This window comes from Maribellus luteus (genome assembly GCF_003576475.1).
Classification (GTDB): domain Bacteria; phylum Bacteroidota; class Bacteroidia; order Bacteroidales; family Prolixibacteraceae; genus Draconibacterium; species Draconibacterium luteum.
This window is the reverse complement of sequence record NZ_QWGR01000227.1, coordinates 1-549: the sequence shown is the minus strand read 5'-3', so window position 1 is coordinate 549 and position 549 is coordinate 1. Positions and strand designations below refer to the sequence as shown.

The following is a 549-nucleotide window of genomic DNA, read 5'->3' as shown; positions in this document are numbered from 1 at the left end:
GGCGTTTCGAGGGGCCGATTGTAACGCGGGTGATCAGCACTGTAAAAAGCCGTTGCATAAATCAGCCCGTCGTCCCCGCCAACGCGAGATAGAGGTACGCCGAAGGCGGCACGCCAACGCTGCGTCACGACGGTGGCTGCTTCTTGATAGTAGTTGCGCCCCTCCTTGAAGGGATGCCAATTCCTGTAGAGCGCATGGAAGGGCGAGCCGACCAGAAAAATAAGCAGTAGGGAAAGCACGATCGCGGCAAGGTTCGTCGTATCTACCCGGTCGACAGGAAAACGTGTGGCGCAGACCGCAACCACGACAGGCATGAACAACGCCTGAAGGTGCCAAATCCCAGGGAGGCTACTTGAAAATGCGAGAGCGGTCGTACCCGCGAGCAGCACGGTTCCAACGAATATCATGGCCAGCAACCATAGCGATTCATCCAAGTTGGCGAGATCGTGCAGCCATTCGTGCCAACGGAAGCGAATCATTGCGATCCACACAATCGTCGGCAAGATCATGAAACCGGCGATTCCGAGGAAAAATTTCGCCACATCGGAT

The 549-nt window shown here is 56.1% G+C and carries 1 protein-coding gene; it reads right to left on the bottom strand.

Annotation, left to right across the window (positions count from 1 at the left end; translation table 11 throughout):
* A partial coding sequence (locus D1614_RS25895) for a hypothetical protein (RefSeq protein ID WP_206610199.1) occupies window positions 1-549 on the bottom strand: 549 nt, incomplete at both ends.